Raw genomic sequence first — 16520 nt, forward strand, 5'->3', positions numbered from 1 at the left:
AGCTTAAGAACGGGTGTCGCCATGCACAAACTGACCTTCTCCCGCCGAACCTTCGTCAAGGGCAGCGGCCTCGCCGCCCTGGCCACCCCCCTGCTGGCGGCCGGCGCCCTGGCACGTTCACCTGGCCGAGGCAATAGCGCACCCGCAGGCGCCGCCCTGCACTGGCTGGACGGTGAATTGCCACCAGCCTTCGCTGGTGTCACCTGGGGTACGCCCTGGGCTCAGGGCCAGGTGCCCGGTGACAGCGGCTTCGAGATCCGCGATGCCGTGGGCCGCGCCCTGCCGCTGCAGAGCTGGCCCCTGGCCTGGTGGCCGGATGGTTCGCTGAAATGGTCGGCGCATGCCCTGGCGCCTCATCCGGCGCCCAGTGAGCACTATGGCCTGCAACCCGTACCAGCGGTCGAAGCGCGCGGATCTTCACTGGTCAGCGAATCGCCTGGATCCATCACCGTCGATACCGGCGCCCTGCGCTGCGTCATCCCGCGCAGTGGTTCGCTGCTGATCGAACGCATCCTGCGCAAGGATCAGCCGGCACTGCTGGCCGGCGAACTGGTGTTGCAGGTACAGGGCGATCCCGATCGGGACGAGGTGGTGACACGCCGCTATCGCAGCCATGTCACTGAGGTGGAAGTCGAGCAGCCTGGCCCGGTACGCGCGGTCATTACCCTGCGCGGCGAACACCGCAGTGAAACGCCAGGGCTGCCGGCCTTGCTGCCGTTCACCGTGCGCCTGTACTTCTATGCGGGCTCTGCGGCCATGCGGCTGATGCATACCATCGTCTATGACGGTGATGAGCAGCGCGATTTCATCAAAGGCATCGGCCTGCGCTTCGGCGTACCGCTGGACGCCCCTCTGCATGATCGTCACGTGCGCTTCGTTTCGGCCAATGGCGGCCTTCTGCGCGAATCGGTGCGCGGGCTCAGCGGCTTGCGTCGTGATCCCGGCCCCGGGGTGGTGACGGCACAACTGGCAGGCCAGGCCACCCCTGCGCTGGTTTCGCCGATAGCCGAAAACCTTGGCTACGTGCCGGCATTCGGCAGCTATCGGCTGCTGCAGGCACACCCCGATGCGTACAGCATCAGCAAGCGCACGGCCAGCGGTCAGGGCTGGGTGCAGGTCGCCAATGGCGAGCGCGCTGCGGGTGTCGGTTACCTGGGCTCCCCCAACGGCGGCGTGGCATTCGGTCTGCGCAACTTCTGGCAGAGCTATCCAGCGCAGCTGGATATCGAAGATGCCCATCGCGATCTTGCCCAGGTTACCCTCTGGCTGTGGGCGCCCCAGGCCGAGCCGATGGACTTGCGCTTCTACCACGATGGCCTCGGCCAGGACACGCACGCCAAGCAGCGCGAAGCGCTGGATATCACCTACGAGGACTACGAGCCCGGCTTCGGCTCTCCCAAGGGCGTGGCGCGCACCAGCGAACTGCAACTGGAAGTGCTCGCCGCCACGCCGTCGAGCGAGCACCTGCTGGCCATCGCCGCGCGTATCCAGGAGCCACCGCTGTTGCAGGCCAGCCCGGAACGCCTGCATGCCGCCGGTGTATTCGGCCCGGCCTGGTCGCCGATCCAGCCACAGCGCCCCGGCGAGGACGAACTGGAAAAACAGCTGGCCTGGTACTTCGACTTCTACAAAGGCGAGGTCGAGCAGCGCAAATGGTATGGCTTCTGGGACTACGGCGACGTCATGCACACCTACGATGGCGATCGCCATGTGTGGCGCTACGATGTCGGTGGCTACGCCTGGGACAATTCGGAACTGAGCACCGATCTGTGGCTCTGGTACTACTTTTTGCGCAGCGGCCGGGCCGATGTGTTCCGCATGGCCGAAGCCATGACTCGCCATACCGGTGAGGTCGACGTGCACCACCTCGGCCCCTTCGCGCCACTCGGTTCGCGCCACAACGTGCGGCACTGGGGCGACAGCGCCAAGCAGCTGCGCGTGTCCACCGCTGCCAACCGACGCTTCCTGTATTACCTGACTGCCGACGAACGCACCGGCGACCTGCTGCGCGAACAGGTCGAGGCCCTGCGCACCCTGCGCGACGTAGTGCCTGCGCGCAAGATCGGCCAGCGCAAGGCGCAGGATCCGGACAAGGTCAACCTGTTCTTCGGCATCGACTGGGGCGCCATCGCCGCCGCCTGGCTGACCGAGTGGGAACGCACTGGCGACGCCGGCATCCGCCAGCGCCTGCTCAATGGCATGGAAAGCATTGCCAGCCAGCCACAGGGTTTCTTCAGTGGCTCGGCGGACATGCACATCGCCAGCGGGCGCTTCGATCGCAACGACAGTGGTCATCTCTACGTACTGCACCTGAGCGCAGTATTCGGCCTGGCGGAGATCTGCGGCGAGCTGCTGCAATTGTTGCCTTCAGCCACGTTCGAGCGCGCCTGGCTGGACTACTGCCGCCTGTACAACGCCAGCGCTGAAGAACAACGCCAGGCGCTCGGTCAGCCGCTGACCAAGACCAACCTGACCCAGGCCCACGCCCGGCTCAGCGCCTTCGCCGGCAATCACCTGCACGATGCGGCCCTGCAACGCCGCGCCTGGCAGGAGTTCCGCAAGGGTGAAGGCGGCATCCCGCGGCCCAACCGTACCTATCGGCAGATTCCCACGCCGGCCTACCTCTATCCGCTACGCGAAGCCGAGCCGGTTTCAATGATCGACCAGCGCTCGGGCAGCACCGCGACCGCCAACCTGTCGACCAATGCCGTCGCCCAGTGGGGACTGACTGCCATGGCGCTATTGGCACTGGCCGGCCCGCCGCCAACCATCGACTGAATCCACACGCCGGCCATACCGGCGCCCCAGCCGTAACAGAGAACACCTCATGCCTTTTCCCTCGTGCACCGAGCACCCCGTCGGCGGCAACAAGCTGCCGGACATCCTGCTCGAAGACGACTTCTCCCACTTCTCCACGCAACGCTGGCACGTCGAGGCCGAGGATCCGGCCACCCGGGTGCAGACCGAAAGAGGCCAACTGCTGATCGACAGTCCCCGCGGGGTGACCGTGTGGCTGAAACAGCCGCTGGACGGCGCCTACCGCATCGAATTCCAGCGCCAGGTGCTGCTGGGCGACGGCGCCAACGACCGCCTTTCCGACCTCAATCAGTTCTGGGCGGCACGCGACCCGGGCAACGCCGACCTGTTCACCCGCAGCGGCGCCCTGGCCGAATACGACAGCCTGGCCCTCTACTATGTCGGCATGGGTGGCAACTACAACAGCACCACGCGCTTTCGCCGCTACGACGGCGGCGGCCAGCGCCTGGTGCTGGGGGAATACCTCGATCCGGCACACCTGCTCGAAGCCAACCGCCCGTACCACATCGCGCTTGAACTGGACGCCCGGGGCACGCGCTATCTGGTCGATGGCGACACCTTCTTCCAGGCCCGCCACGACGGGCTTCCGCCGCCGGGGCATTTCGGTTTCCGCCAGGTCTGGTCGCGCCAGGCCATTTCGGCGTTTCGCGTGACACGACTGGGGTAGCTCGTCGGGAACCGCTCACCCCATCAGCAGGGCCGGAACGGAGGATGCGAGCAGAGCGACTCCCGAAGCCGTGAGCAGGCCCAGCACTATCTGCCGACATGGCTACCAGGCCGAAAGCGAACCCAGAAAGCCCCTGGGCGAAACCAGCCACCGCGGCTCCCAGGGCCACGATCAGATAGACGGAAGCAATCGCCATCACTCCTCCCGTCCCTGCAACGTCCTGTCGAGGAATGTCACGTTGGCCTCCAAGGCCCTGCGATTGGCTGCACGGGTGACGGCCAGCTCCGATCCAACCAGGCCGTGCCCCACGGCGGGGATCAGCACCAGCCCGACCTCGGCCCCTTGGCGGCGCAATGCCTCGGCCATGGCAACCGACTGCGCGGGGGGCACCACTCGATCATCGTCACCGTGGATCAGCAGGCTCGCAGGAGCGCGCCTGCCCAGCCTCGCCAGCGGGCTGGCGGCCTGCGATACCGCCCTGGAACACTCCGCCGGGGCGCACCCCAGCAACTTGCCGGCGGCCGCGGCGATGTCCGGATAGCTTGCATCCGCCAGCAAGGTCGACAGGTCATAGGCCCCGAACCAGCCGACCAGCGCACGCACCGGCAAGGGCGAGTCGAAAGCCGCCAGGGCGGCCAGATGCGCCCCTGCCGAAGCGCCCCAGATCGCCACTCGCGTCGGGTCGATGCCATACCATGACCGCGCGGATAGCCTCCAGCGGCGCGGGAAAGTGTGCCTCGCCGCTCAGGCGGTAATCGATCAAAGCGACTATGTAACCTCGCCCGGCCAGCTCCGCCAACAGCGCCGGGAAATCCTCCAGCTCCCCCAGCGCACGCGAATGGCCCCCCGACCAGCCGCCGCCGTGCACGAACAGCAGTAGCGGGCTGGGGCGGGCTTCTCCGGGCGGCAGATAGAGGTCGAGAGCCAATGGGCGGAATCCGTCGCGGCGCTCGTACACCAGCCCTGGCAAGCCCCGCACACCGCCAGCGAACGACACCTCGGCAAGCGGATAGGGGTCGCCTTGCTGAGAGCGTGCCGCTACCCTCGCTTCGCTGACTGAATCGGCAAGGCCGGCTGGTGCACACCACAGCAGCAACCAGACCAGTGGCAATAGACGCCTGTCAGGCATCCGTCGTCCCCGATTCGCGCACCTGCAATTCGCGATCGGCGTCGAGAAAGCTCTCGATCAGCAGTTGCGCCGGGTAGGACAAGCGATAGCCGGCGCGGCTGATGATGCCGTAATGGGTGTAGAACTCCTCACCCCGCATATCCAGCCCGGCCACCGCGAGCAACTTGAGACCGCCCGCACCGAGGTGAGGGTTGCTGTCGCTGACATTGGTAGTGCCGATGGCATCGGAATGCTGCAACACCGCGATCAGACTGTAGCCGTTCTCGCACTCGATACTGGTCTGGAAGTCCGGTTTGCCACTGAGCTCGACCAATGCCTTGCGCAGGTTCGGCGGGCGCACCGTACCGGCAACCGGATAGCCTAGGAGCTGCTCAACCGTGACCTCGTCGAACGCGGCCAGTGGATGTTCCTGGCGGCAACAGAAACCCCAGCGGTGCTGACTGAGTGGCTGCACCTGGTAGTCCGGATCGATCTCGAAGTTACGGCTATCGGCGACGAAGAACTCGAACTCCTCGGCCAGCAGGCGCTGCCCCAACGCCTGCCAGTTATCCACCTGAAAACGCAGGCGAACCTTGGGCAAACGCCGGTTGAACAGGCCGATGGCCTGAGGCATGAGCCAGGCAGCGGGCGCCGGGCCACAGGCGAAGCGCACCTCGCCAGCGTCCTGCTCGTTGAACTGGCGTACCTCGTTTAGCAACTCCTGGGCATCGCCAATCAACCGCCTGGCATGCTCCAGCACCAGACGCCCCTTGCGGGTCGGCTCCAGATTACGGGTGCGATCCACCAGCCGTGCACCAAAACCCTGCTCCAGCGCCTGGATACTGCGGCTGAACGCCGACTGGGAAATGCTCATCGCCTCGGCGGCCGATGTGAAGTTGCGATGTTCGACCAGCGCGATGAAATGACGAAGTTGGCGAAGATCGATATGCATGGAGCGCACAGCCACGAAATGGGATGTCGGAAATGGACAAGGGCCTGAGCAATCGCTGCAGGCCCCAGGGTCTGTTGCGGCAGTTGTACCGTTAATCAGCGTGCGGTGATCACCGCCAGCTTGGTGATGCCGGCGCGCTCGATGGCGGCCATGGCCTTGGCCACCGAACCGTAGTCCACCTGGTCATCGGCCTGCAGTTGCACCTTCAGCTCGGCATCATCGGCCTTGGCCTGGATCAGGCTGCTTTCCAGCAACTCCGGCTCAATCTCGTCCTTGTTGATGAACAGCTTGCCGTCACCGTCGATGCTGATCACCAGTGGGTCTTTCTGATCTGCTGGGGCCACGGCTTCGGTCTTCGGCAGGTTGATCGGAATCGAGTTGGTCAGCAGCGGTGCGGTGACGATGAACACCACCAGCAGTACCAGCATCACGTCTACCAGCGGCGTGACGTTGATTTCGCTGAGGACTTCATCGTTGTCCTGGGTCGAGAAAGCCATCTCACACCGCCTCTTTTACAGGTTGGCCGCTGGCGATACCGCCGCGCTTGGCGCCCGGATGGACAATAACCTTGAAGGCACTCTTCTGCGCCAGGCTGTAGAAGTCATGGGCAAAGTCGTCCAGATCCGCAGCGGTCAGCTTGAGGCGACGCAGGAAGTAGTTGTAGACCAGCACCGCCGGTACCGCGACGGCGATACCCACGCCAGTAGCGACCAGGGCGGCACCAATCGGACCAGCCACGGTTTCCAGGCTGGCGTTGCCCGCCGCGCTGATGCCCTTGAGCGCTTCCATGATGCCCCACACGGTGCCGAACAGGCCGATGAAGGGTGAGGTGGAACCGATAGAGGCGACCACCGCCAGACCGGATTCAAGCGAACGACGCTCACGCTGGATCTGCTGACGCAGGGCGCGTTCGAGGCGATCCTGGTGGTTGATCGCCTGACTGAGGTCACCTGGCTGCTGGCCGTCCGGTACCTGGATGGCGGCGAAGCCGGCCTGGGCCACATGAGCTACCGCGCCGGACTGGTTCTGGCCCAGTTCGGCGGCCGAGTCGAGACTGGTGGCTGACCAGAACAGCTTCTGGAACTTGCGATCCTGATGGCGCTGGCGAGCGAACTGGATGCCCTTGATCAGGGCCAGGCCCCAGGTGACGACGGAAAAGCCGATCAGCAGCCAGATGACGGCATGTTCGACCGATTGCAGGGGGGAGTCCACTAACAGGTTCATGATGCGTTCCTCGGAAAACGGTATGTCGATGACGGGGTTCGAACCCGGGCTGTCCCGGGCTCGTGGAAAAAGGGTGTTGCGGTGCGCTTAGTTCAGGCGGAAGTCCAGCGGTACGGTGACCCAGCCTTCCTGGGCGACATCGCCACGCTTGGCGGGCACGAAGCTCCAACGCTGTACGGCTTTAACCGCGGCCTGGTCGAGTACGTCACGACCGCTGCTGGTCTGGATCTGGATGTCGCCGGGTTTGCCATTGGCCAGCACGCGGATGCGCAGCAGTACGGTGCCTTCCCAACCGCGGCGCTGGGCCAGCGAGGGATACTCCGGCGCCGGGTTGCGCAGGTAAGCGGCATTGGCGGACGGCGGCGTCTCGGTCACCGGTTTTGGTGCGGGCGGTGCAGGCGGTGCCGGTGGCGCTTCGACCTTGGGTGGTGCAGGCGCGGGCTCGACCGGTTTCGGCACGGGCTTGGGCTCCTGCTTGGGTTTAGGCGGCTGTGGCTTGGGTGGTTCCGGCTTGGGCGGCGGCTTGACTGCCAACTCGTCGACCACCGGTGGTGGCGGCTCGACGACAGGCTCGGGCGGTGGCGGTTCGATCACGGGCTCCGGTGGCGGAGTCGGGGCCGCGAACTCGATGGTCATCGGCGGGATTTCCACTGGCACTTCCGGTAGCACCGGCTCGGGTCGCTGGCTCAGCCAGACCAGTACCGCGGCATGCAGAACCAGCGCAAAGGTGCCAAGCAGAATCGCTTCACGACGCCCCAGGACGGGACGCGAGGCATGGGGGGTGTGACGCAGCGTACCCAGCGCCTGACGCAGAGGTACACCGAGGTCAAAGACCTCTCCGGGCACACGAGCCTGCTGCCAGGCCGCGGTGGAACGCACGGAGGATTGAAGATTACCCATTACCAACAGACTCCTGGAAGTACCGGCTTAGAGCCGGTCTAAGCAAAAACGGAATTCCAGTTGTCTGGTGCGGCCAAGAATGAGGGTTACCGATTATTTCGTAAAATCACTTTTTTTCAGATGGTTATTCGATTGGAGAATATCGATTCTGGAGAACGGCTCCTGGTGTCAATGAGATGGAAATGTGATGGCGACAGGTGGCCCAGTCAGCGCCATGCGATCAGGGCGCGTCAGCCAACAGGAATTGAGGAGAGCAGAAACAAGAAAAGCGGCCAATGGCCGCTTTTCAGGGAACCTGCCCAAGGCAGGTTGATATGGCGCAGCGGACGGGACTCGAACCCGCGACCCCCGGCGTGACAGGCCGGTATTCTAACCGACTGAACTACCGCTGCGTGTCGGTGGACTTGCGTCCGTACAACTCTTGCATCGCAGATGCGAAACTTGCTTTCGCATCACATGCCAGACAATGTCTTGCATGGAAAATATGGCGCAGCGGACGGGACTCGAACCCGCGACCCCCGGCGTGACAGGCCGGTATTCTAACCGACTGAACTACCGCTGCGCGTCGGTGGACTTGCGTCCAATCTCTCAAGTGAAGTGGTGGGTGATGACGGGATCGAACCGCCGACCCTCTGCTTGTAAGGCAGATGCTCTCCCGGCTGAGCTAATCACCCTTCGTCTTGCGAGGCCGCGAAATTTACGCGGGGGCCAAACCTAAGTCAAGGCCCCGCTTCGATTTTTTCTAAAATAATGGTTTTTACAGCGCCGCCAGACCACGAGCCAGATCGGCCTTGAGATCGGCCACGTCTTCCAGGCCGACCGCAACCCGGATCAGGCTGTCACGAATACCGGCATTGGCACGCTCTTGCGGCGACAGGCGACCGTGGGACGTCGTCGCCGGATGGGCGATGGTGGTCTTGGTGTCGCCCAGGTTGGTGGTGATGGAAATCACTCGTGTGGCATCGATGAAACGCCAGGCGCCCTCCTTGCCTCCCTTGACTTCGAAACTCACGACTGCACCAAAGGCGCTCTGCTGACGCGCAGCCAGTTCATGCTGAGGATGGCTGGCGAGACCAGCGTAATACACGTGCTCGATCCCCTCCTGTTGCTCCAGCCACTGAGCCAGTGCCAGGGCGCTGGCACAATGGGCCTGCATGCGGATACGCAACGTCTCCAGGCCTTTGAGAAAGATCCAGGCGTTGAACGGGCTCAGGGTCGGCCCTGCGGTACGCAGAAAGCCCACCACATCCGTCATCAGTTTGGCACTACCGGCCACCACACCGCCCATGGCGCGGCCCTGACCGTCGATGAACTTGGTAGCCGAGTGCATGACGATATCCGCACCGAGCTTCAGCGGCTGTTGCAGCGCAGGCGTGCAGAAGCAGTTGTCCACTGCCAGCAGCGCACCACGCTCGTGGGCGATTGCGGCCAGCGCAGCGATATCCACCAGCTCGGCCAGCGGGTTGGAAGGCGACTCGACGAACAGCAGCTTGGTGTTGGGCTTGAATGCACCCGCCCAGGCTTGCAGATCAGCCAGCGGCACGTAGTCGACCTGCACACCGAAACGCTTCAAATACTTTTCGAACAGGCTGATGGTCGAGCCGAATACGCTGCGCGACACCAGTACATGGTCACCGGCGCTGCACAGGCTCATGACGATGGACAGGATCGCCGACATACCCGAAGCGGTCGCGACCGCCTGCTCGGCGCCTTCCATCGCTGCGATACGCTCCTCGAAGGCACGTACCGTGGGGTTGGTGTAGCGCGAATAGACGTTGCCCGGCACTTCACCGGCGAAGCGTGCAGCTGCGTCGGCGGCGGTGCGGAACACGTAGCTGGAGGTGGTGAACAGCGCCTCGCTGTGCTCGCCCTCCGGCGTGCGGTGTTGCCCGGCACGCACCGCCAGGGTGTCGAAGCCGACACCGTCCAGATCGCTGTTGAGCCGACCGGCATCCCATTCCTGCGTCATATCGCGTCCTCGTCCAGAAACCAGTCCGGGCCACATGGGCCCGGTCGTCAATCAATTGCTAAGCGCTTCAAGTCATGTAGGGTGGATCGGGGATACTCTTTTCATCCACCATTGCGATTGCAAAGCGGTGGATGGGTGAAGCGTCATCCACCCTACGTACCTGTCGATCAGTTGTTATACAGGCCGATGATCTCGCTGACCTGACCCTCGGTCTTGGAGCCATCGTTACGCGCCAGGTCGATGCGATTGAGGTAAGCCTCGTCGACGTCGCCGGTCACGTACTGGCCATCGAACACCGCGCAATCGAAGTGTTCGATCTTGATCTTGCCACCACCGACAGCCTCTTTCAGGTCATCGAGATCCTGATAGATCAGCCAATCGGCACCGATCAGCTCGGCTACCTGCTCGGTCGTACGGCCATGGGCGATCAGCTCGTGTGGGCTCGGCATATCGATGCCATACACGTTCGGATAACGCACGGCAGGTGCCGCCGAACAGAAATACACGTTCTTCGCGCCAGCTTCACGGGCCATCTGGATGATCTGCTTGCAGGTGGTGCCGCGTACGATGGAGTCGTCCACCAGCATCACGTTCTTGCCGCGGAACTCCAGCTCGATGGCATTGAGCTTCTGGCGTACCGACTTCTTGCGGGCCGCCTGCCCCGGCATGATGAAGGTACGACCGATGTAGCGGTTCTTGACGAAACCTTCGCGAAACTTCACGCCGAGGTGGTTAGCCAATTCCAGCGCCGAAGTACGGCTGGTATCGGGAATCGGGATGACCACGTCGATATCGTGTTCCGGGCGCTCACGACGAATCTTGTCGGCCAGCTTCTCGCCCATGCGCAGGCGCGCCTTGTATACCGATACACCGTCCATGATCGAGTCCGGACGAGCCAGGTAAACGTGTTCGAAGATGCACGGCGCATGGTGCGGATTAGGCGCGCACTGACGGGTATGCAGTTGACCTTCTTCGGTGATGTACACCGCCTCGCCGGGAGCCAGGTCGCGGATCAGGGTGAAGCCGAGGACGTCCAGCGCCACGCTTTCGGAAGCGATCATGTATTCGACGCCTTCGTCGGTATGACGCTGGCCGAAGACGATCGGGCGAATGCCGTTCGGGTCGCGGAAGCCGACGATGCCGTAACCGGTGATCATCGCCACCACCGCGTAACCGCCACGGCAACGCTTGTGCACGTCCTTGACCGCAGCGAACACATCTTCCTCGCTGGGGTTGAGCTTGCCGCGCACAGCCAGTTCGTGGGCGAATACGTTGAGCAGCACCTCAGAATCGGAGCTGGTGTTGACGTGGCGCAGATCCGATTCGTAGATCTCCTTGGCCAGTTGCTCGACGTTGGTCAGGTTGCCGTTGTGCGCCAGGGTAATGCCGTAGGGCGAGTTGACATAGAACGGCTGCGCCTCGGCAGAGCTGGAGCTACCGGCAGTCGGGTAGCGCACGTGGCCGATGCCCATGTGGCCGATCAGGCGCTGCATGTGCCGCTGCTGGAACACATCGCGCACCAGGCCATTGTCCTTGCGCAGGAACAGCCGTCCCTCATGGCTGGTAACGATACCGGCAGCATCCTGGCCGCGGTGCTGGAGGACGGTGAGCCCGTCATACAGCGCCTGATTGACGTTCGATTTACCGACGATACCGACAATGCCACACATGTGACGCAACCCCTACTCAGTGGAACGACTAATTACCAGTGCCAGCGGGAATGGTTCCCGGCAGCACGTCTTTGAACGGCAGTTCGACCGGCTCGCGGATACCGCTCGCCAACCACTCGCTGGACATCCCCAGGATGAGGTTCTTCGACCAGTCTGCAACCATCAGAAAATGCGGTAGCAACGTCGACTGCTGCCACCAGACATCCTGCTCGACAGGCGCCAGGCTCAATAGCCCGACTGCGACCACCACCAGCAAGGCACCGCGAGCAGCACCGAATACCATACCGAGAAAACGATCCGTGCCCGAAAGCCCGGTCACCCGAACCAGTTCACCGATCAGATAATTGATCAAGGCCCCGACCAGCAGGGTCAATACGAACAACAAGACACAGGCGGCGATGACGCGGGCGGAAGGAGTTTCGATGTAGGCACCGAGATGCTGCGAGAGCGCACCGCCAAACATCCAGGCTACGACGCCAGCGATAATCCAGGTGACAAGCGACAGGGCTTCCTTGACGAAGCCACGGCTCAAGCTGATCAGACTGGATACGGCGATGACGGCGATGATCGCCCAATCGACCCAAGTGAATGCCACGATGCAGGCTACCGATGGAAGAGGCGCTGTATTTTAGCAGAGCCCTGCCCATCGGTTAAGCGCAGATACCGAGTCAGTTGCTTTCTGGCTGGAAGCGCACCACGAAGCCATTGAGCTTGTGCTGACGGTTGAGCTGATCACGCAAACGGTCGGCCTCGACCCGCTCGATCAACGGCCCGACGAATACCCGGTTCATGCCATCGACGCTACGGATGTAGGCGTTGTAGCCCTGAGCACGCAAGGTTTTCTGCAGGGTTTCCGCCCCCGGGCGACTGGACAGACTGGCCAACTGCACCGACCAACTGACCGGCAGGCTGTTGGCATCCAGACGCTCGGCCGGAGCCTTCTGCGGCGGTGGAGTCACTTCGGCGGGCTTGCTCGGCGTTGGTTGCGGAGCTGGAGTCGCCACAGGCGTTTCGTCGGCGGGCAACTCGACGATCGGCTGCTCGACGGGTGCCTGCGCATCTCCGGCAGCCGCGCTATCGCCGGGTATCGGCTCCTGCGGTAACTCCTGGGGATCCGGAACGATCACCGGTTGCATCTCGATTTCCGGCACCACCGGCTTGGCCGGTATGCTTGGCGCATCGACCACCACATGACGCAACTCGTCAGGACGGGACAGCAGCATCGGCAGGAAAATCACCGCCAGCGCTACCAGCACCAGAGCCCCGACAATACGTTGCTTCGTTCCGCTATCCAGCATTGCCATCCTGCACACCCTCCTGGGCGTGACGCTCCAGCCACATCAGGGCTTCGGCCACGCAGAAAAAAGATCCAAAGAGCAGAATTTCATCCCCTGCCGTGGCGCGCTCGCACTGTGCCTGCAGAGCACTCGCCACATCGCTATACATCTCGGCCTGCGCGGCGCAGGCGACCAGATGACCATGCAACTCGGCCGCGGGACGTGAGCGCTCGGTTGGCAATGAAGTCACCGCCCAATGCGCCACTTCGCCCAACAGCGGCGCCACCACGGCAGGCAGATCCTTGTCGGCCAGCAGGCCAAACACCGCCAGACACCGGCCTGCGGACGGACGGGCCTGCAGACGCCCGGCAAGGAACTGAGTTGCGTGGGGATTGTGCCCTACATCGAGCAACAGAGTGAGGGACTTGCCCTGCCAGTTCAAGTGACGACGATCCAGACGCCCGGCGACCCGCGTCACCTGCAAAGCACTGGCGATACGATCCGCATCCCACGGCAGGTCGAGCAAGGCATAGGCCTGCAGCGCCAGCGCGGCGTTCTCCATGGGCAGATCGAGCAATGGCAAGCCCGCGAGGCGCAACACTTCACCGCGGGCAGTCAGCCCATACCAGTTCCAGCCATCTTCAGCGATGCTCAGATCGAAATCCCGGCAACGCAGGAAGAACGGCGCATCGAGCTCGGCGACACGCTCCAGCAGCGGCAGCGGTGGATCGAAGTCGCCGCATAACGCGGGTTTGCCAGCACGCAGAATGCCAGCCTTCTCGAACGCAACGGACTCGCGGGTATCGCCCAGCCAGTCGGCGTGATCCACGCCAATACTGGTGATCAGTGCCAGGTCGGCGTCGATCAGGTTTACCGCATCCAGGCGCCCGCCCAGGCCGACTTCCAGCACCGCGACATCCAGAGCGGCGCGCTCGAACAGCCAGAAAGCGGCCAGAGTGCCCATTTCGAAATAGGTCAGCGAGGTTTCGCCACGCGCCGCTTCGACCGCCGTGAAGGCCTCACAAAGACCTTCATCGCTGGCCTCCAGGCCGTCGATCTGTACTCGCTCGTTGTAGCGCAGCAGGTGCGGCGAGCTGTACACGCCGACTTTGAGGCCCTGAGCGCGCAGCAACGAGGCGAGAAAGGCGCAGGTCGAGCCCTTGCCGTTGGTGCCGGTCACCGTGATCACTCGCGGCGCCGGCCGGGAAAGCCCAAGGCGCTCGGCGACCTCCCGGGAGCGCTCCAGGCCCATGTCGATGGCGCTCGGATGCAAACGCTCCAGGTACGCCAGCCACTCGGCCAGGGAGCGCTGGGTCATGCAGTGACCGGCAGCGCTGCAGGAGATGGCTGGTGGGTGAACTGAGCCAGCAGGCGAGCCAGGCGCGGACGCAGCTCGGCACGGTGAATGATCATATCGATGGCGCCGTGCTCGATGAGGAACTCGCTGCGCTGGAAGCCTTCTGGCAGTTTCTCGCGAACGGTCTGCTCGATCACTCGCGGGCCGGCGAAGCCGATCAGCGCCTTCGGCTCGGCAACGATTACATCACCCAGCATGGCCAGGCTGGCGGAAACGCCGCCGTAGACCGGATCGGTGAGCACGGAAATGAACGGAATGCCTTCTTCGCGCAGACGCGCCAGAACGGCCGAGGTCTTGGCCATCTGCATCAGCGAGATCAGCGCTTCCTGCATGCGCGCACCACCGGAAGCGGCGAAGCACACGAACGGGCAGCGGTTCTCCAGCGCCACATTGGCGGCACGCACGAAGCGCTCACCGACGATCGCACCCATGGAGCCTCCCATGAAGGAGAACTCGAAGGCGCAGGCCACGATCGGCATGCCTTCCAGGGTGCCGCTCATGGAGATCAGCGCGTCCTTCTCGCCGGTCTGCTTCTGCGCAGCAACCAGGCGATCCTTGTACTTCTTGCTGTCGCGGAATTTCAGGCGATCGCTGGGCTCGAGATCGGCGCCGATCTCTTCACGACCCTCGGCATCGAGGAAGATGTCCAGGCGCGCCCGCGCATTGATACGCATGTGGTGACTGCACTTGGGACAAACGTCCAGGGTCTTTTCCAGCTCGGGCTTGTACAGCACGGCCTCGCAGGACGGGCACTTGTGCCACAGGCCTTCCGGCACCGAACTCTTCTTGACCTCGGAACGCATGATCGATGGGATCAGTTTGTCTACCAGCCAGTTGCTCATGCTCTCAATTCTCCAACGCTGTAGGCTTCAACATGCTTGCTGCACATGACAAGCGAATTCACAAAGCGGTCGCCACAGGGGCCGGCGTTACGCCCACCACCTTGCCCGACCACGAAAAAAGCGCGCACTCGTCGCGGCGATAGGAGTATGGACGGCCCGCTGAGCAGCGCCGTCACATCAAGTCTCCTACCGCTCGAACAGCACGCACGAAGTCTTTTACCCTGGCGGCATCCTTGATGCCCTTGCCCGCCTCGACGCCTCCGCTGACATCCACTGCATAAGGACGTACCTGAGCGATTGCCGCCGTGACGTTTTCCGGGGTCAGGCCGCCCGCCAGGATAACCGGCTTGCTCAGTTGCACCGGCACCAGCGACCAGTCGAAGGCCTGCCCCGTACCACCGGGCACCCCTTCCACGAAGGTATCGAGCAGTACCGCGCGCGCGCCTGGATAAGCATCCACCAGGGCCGTCACATCATCCTGCGCACGAACCCGCAGGGCCTTGATGTAAGGCCGCCCCACCGCTTCGCAATCGGCTGCGCTTTCATCACCGTGAAACTGCAGCAGATCCAGCGGCACCGCGGCCAGTACCTCGTCCATCTCGGCTCGCGGCATGTCGACGAACAGGCCGACCGTGGTCACGAACGGCGGCAACGCTGTAACGATGGCCCGCGCCTGCTCGATCGACACCGCCCGCGGGCTGCGCTCATAGAACACCAGACCGATCGCGTCGGCACCGGCCGCCACTGCGGCGAGCGCATCCTCGAGGCGGGTAATCCCGCAGATCTTGCAGCGAACGACTGACAAAAGACGAATACCTCCGCGAAAGGCCGGATGGTAACAAATGACCAACAAAGGCGGGCCATTAATTGCTGTGCCCGCCCTGCTCCGCCGCTTACTCCGGGATCGCCACGTCTCTCAGGCCGGATAGGAAATGCGGCCCCAGATAGCGTGTCGGCAACTCGAACTCGGCCGGATAATCCACCTGCACCAGATACAGCCCGTATGGATGGGCCGTTACGCCGCCAGTGCGTCGTACACCGGTTTCCAGCACCTCGCCAGCCCACTCCACAGGCCGTTCACCAGCACCGATGGTCATCAGCACACCGGCGATGTTACGCACCATATGGTGCAGGAAGGCGTTGGCGCGAATATCCAGCACGATGAAACGCCCGTGCTGCAGCAATTCCAGATGGTGCACCGTCTTGATCGGCGACTTGGCCTGGCACTGTCGAGCACGAAAGGCACTGAAATCATGGGTACCGATGAATACGCGCGCGGCTTCACGCATGCGTTCGATATCCAGCGGGCGGTGGTTCCAGGTCACCTCTTCGGCCATGTGCGCCGGGCGGATCTGATCGTTGTAGATCACATAGCGATAGCGGCGCGCCATGGCGCAGAAGCGTGCATCGAAGTGCCCCGGCATGGCCTTGGCCCAGGTCACGCTGATGTCACCGGGCAGATTCATGTTGGCGCCCATGACCCAGGCGTGCATGGAGCGCTCGACCGTGGTGTCGAAGTGCACCACCTGGCCACTGGCATGCACCAGGGCATCGGTACGCCCGGCACAGCTCAGCGTCACGGGCGCGCCACCGGCGACCTTGGAAAGGGCTTTCTCGAGGGACGCCTGGATCGATGGGACACCATCGCGCTGACGCTGGAAACCACGGTAACGGGCGCCACGATACTCGACACCCAGGGCTATCTTGTAAATGCCGACGGCAGCCATTTCGGCTGCC

The 16520-nt window shown here is 63.4% G+C and carries 14 protein-coding genes, 3 tRNA genes and 1 pseudogene; 2 read left to right on the top strand and 16 right to left on the bottom strand.

Annotated elements, in window-relative coordinates:
* Positions 1-21: 21 nt before the first annotated feature.
* Together DNK06_RS02550 and DNK06_RS02555 are read left to right on the top strand one after the other, a co-directional pair.
* A complete protein-coding gene (locus tag DNK06_RS02550; protein WP_131178484.1) occupies positions 22-2778 on the top strand; it encodes an exo-rhamnogalacturonan lyase family protein in 2757 nt (918 codons plus the stop codon).
* 49 nt (positions 2779-2827) lie between these two features.
* On the top strand, positions 2828-3484 hold the full coding sequence (locus DNK06_RS02555) for a DUF6250 domain-containing protein (RefSeq protein ID WP_131178485.1): 657 nt from the start codon (positions 2828-2830) through the stop codon (positions 3482-3484).
* 195 nt (positions 3485-3679) lie between these two features.
* Here DNK06_RS02555 and DNK06_RS25480 read toward each other — a convergent pair.
* The 16 genes and pseudogenes from DNK06_RS25480 to truA all read right to left on the bottom strand — a co-directional run bounded on the left by DNK06_RS25480 (position 3680) and on the right by truA (position 16510).
* Positions 3680-4613: pseudogene (locus DNK06_RS25480) on the bottom strand (prolyl oligopeptidase family serine peptidase).
* Positions 4606-5544, bottom strand: a complete 939-nt coding sequence (locus DNK06_RS02580; RefSeq protein ID WP_131178488.1) for a LysR family transcriptional regulator — start codon at positions 5542-5544, stop codon at positions 4606-4608. Before DNK06_RS02580 ends, DNK06_RS25480 begins: the two are co-directional and overlap by 8 nt.
* 95 nt (positions 5545-5639) lie before the next feature.
* A complete protein-coding gene (locus tag DNK06_RS02585) occupies positions 5640-6041 on the bottom strand; it encodes an ExbD/TolR family protein (RefSeq protein WP_131178489.1) in 402 nt (133 codons plus the stop codon).
* A gap of 1 nt (position 6042) precedes the next feature.
* Positions 6043-6768 carry a MotA/TolQ/ExbB proton channel family protein gene (locus tag DNK06_RS02590; RefSeq protein WP_131178490.1) on the bottom strand — a complete coding sequence of 242 codons (726 nt, stop codon included), beginning with the start codon at positions 6766-6768 and terminating at the stop codon, positions 6043-6045.
* A gap of 87 nt (positions 6769-6855) precedes the next feature.
* Entirely contained in the window at positions 6856-7668 is an 813-nt protein-coding gene (locus tag DNK06_RS02595; RefSeq protein ID WP_131178491.1) for an energy transducer TonB, read from the bottom strand.
* Between the two features lie 315 nt (positions 7669-7983).
* Positions 7984-8060 (bottom strand) — tRNA-Asp (locus tag DNK06_RS02600).
* A gap of 93 nt (positions 8061-8153) precedes the next feature.
* A tRNA-Asp gene (locus DNK06_RS02605) sits at positions 8154-8230 on the bottom strand.
* 36 nt (positions 8231-8266) lie between these two features.
* Positions 8267-8342 (bottom strand) — tRNA-Val (locus tag DNK06_RS02610).
* Positions 8343-8425: 83 nt separating this feature from the next.
* Positions 8426-9637, bottom strand: coding sequence for an O-succinylhomoserine sulfhydrylase (locus DNK06_RS02615; RefSeq protein WP_131178492.1), 1212 nt, complete (start codon positions 9635-9637; stop codon positions 8426-8428).
* A gap of 167 nt (positions 9638-9804) precedes the next feature.
* Positions 9805-11307: an amidophosphoribosyltransferase gene (purF, locus tag DNK06_RS02620; RefSeq protein WP_131178493.1), complete on the bottom strand. Its 1503-nt coding sequence runs from the start codon at positions 11305-11307 to the stop codon at positions 9805-9807.
* Positions 11308-11335: 28 nt separating this feature from the next.
* Positions 11336-11902 carry a CvpA family protein gene (locus DNK06_RS02625; protein WP_131178494.1) on the bottom strand — a complete coding sequence of 189 codons (567 nt, stop codon included), beginning with the start codon at positions 11900-11902 and terminating at the stop codon, positions 11336-11338.
* A gap of 73 nt (positions 11903-11975) precedes the next feature.
* Complete coding sequence (locus DNK06_RS02630; protein ID WP_131178495.1) at positions 11976-12611, bottom strand: SPOR domain-containing protein; 636 nt, start codon at positions 12609-12611, stop codon at positions 11976-11978.
* The gene (gene folC / locus DNK06_RS02635; RefSeq protein WP_131178496.1) at positions 12595-13902 is read right to left on the bottom strand and encodes a bifunctional tetrahydrofolate synthase/dihydrofolate synthase; all 1308 of its coding nucleotides are present in this window, start codon (positions 13900-13902) and stop codon (positions 12595-12597) included. Before folC ends, DNK06_RS02630 begins: the two co-directional genes overlap by 17 nt.
* Positions 13899-14783 carry an acetyl-CoA carboxylase, carboxyltransferase subunit beta gene (gene accD, locus DNK06_RS02640; protein WP_131178497.1) on the bottom strand — a complete coding sequence of 295 codons (885 nt, stop codon included), beginning with the start codon at positions 14781-14783 and terminating at the stop codon, positions 13899-13901. The genes folC and accD overlap by 4 nt, the downstream gene beginning before the upstream one ends.
* Before the next feature lie 172 nt (positions 14784-14955).
* Entirely contained in the window at positions 14956-15588 is a 633-nt protein-coding gene (locus tag DNK06_RS02645; RefSeq protein ID WP_131178498.1) for a phosphoribosylanthranilate isomerase, read from the bottom strand.
* A gap of 88 nt (positions 15589-15676) precedes the next feature.
* Positions 15677-16510, bottom strand: coding sequence for a tRNA pseudouridine(38-40) synthase TruA (gene truA / locus DNK06_RS02650; protein WP_131178659.1), 834 nt, complete (start codon positions 16508-16510; stop codon positions 15677-15679).
* Positions 16511-16520: the final 10 nt, after the last annotated feature.

The organism is Phytopseudomonas daroniae (assembly GCF_004327285.1).
Classification (GTDB): domain Bacteria; phylum Pseudomonadota; class Gammaproteobacteria; order Pseudomonadales; family Pseudomonadaceae; genus Aquipseudomonas; species Aquipseudomonas daroniae.